1 protein-coding gene is annotated in these 980 nt (G+C 70.0%); it reads left to right on the top strand.

What is annotated here, in order from left to right:
- Nucleotides 1–463: 463 nt before the first annotated feature.
- The coding region (locus ABD323_RS41700) for an ABC transporter substrate-binding protein (RefSeq protein WP_425556347.1) at nucleotides 464–980 on the top strand (517 nt) is incomplete at its 3' end.

The raw sequence follows: 980 nt of genomic DNA, 5'->3' as shown, positions 1-980 counted from the left end.
CTACACCGACAACCGCCGCACCGGATCGTTCCTGCTCATCGATCCCGTCGACGGCACCACACTGACCGCCGGCATGGCCGGCGGCACCTTCGGCAGCGCCGCACCCACGGCCGAGCCCGAACCGGAAGAGGGGGACTGGGTCTGATGTCCGGCGAGGCGTTCTCCGAGATGGACAAGGAAGGCGGCCGCATCGGCAGCGGCGTCCGTGGCAGCGGCCAGGGCGGCATCGGCCGATGTGGGTGCGGACGGAGCCACTGACGGCTCCGTCACCGGGCCACCGCCTCCAGCACCTCCCAGGCGGCACCCGGCGTGCCTGCTCCACAGCACCGCACCGCGCAGCACCTTCCCTTGACCGTTCCAGCAGAGGACGCCTCCGATGGTTCCCACCCAGCACAGCCGCCCCCGGTCCGGCCCGCATAGCCGCTTTCGCCCCAACGCCGGTCGCGCCAGACGCGCCGCGTTCGTGGCCGTCGCCGCGCTCAGCTCGATCAGCCTGCTGACCGCCTGCAGCTACGGCTCGAAGTCGACCGCGAAGGCCAACCCGGCCCCCGCCGCCTCCGTCCCGGCCGGCGCCGCCAAGCTCACCGCCGACACCGTCAAGATCGGCTACTTCGCCAACCTGACCCACGGCACCGCCCTGGTCGGCCTCCAGGAAGGCCTCTTCCAGAAGGAACTGGGCGCCACCCAGATCAAGACCCAGATCTTCAACGCCGGCCCCGCCGAGATCGAGGCACTCAACGCCGGCTCCATCGACATCGGCTGGGTCGGCCCCTCCCCGGCCATCAACGGCTACGTCCAGTCCAAGAGCCAGGCCCTGAAGATCATCGGCGGCAGCGCCTCCGGCGGCGTCGAACTGGTCGTCAACCCCGACAGGATCAAGACCCTGGACGACCTCAAGGGCAAGAAGATCGCCACCCCCCAACTCGGCAACACCCAGGACGTCGCCCTGCTCAACTACCTCGTCGGCAAGGGCTACAAGG

The organism is Kitasatospora nipponensis (assembly GCF_039528135.1).
GTDB classification, from domain to species: Bacteria; Actinomycetota; Actinomycetes; order Streptomycetales; family Streptomycetaceae; genus Kitasatospora; species Kitasatospora nipponensis.
This window is presented reverse-complemented; position numbering and strand designations above follow the sequence as displayed.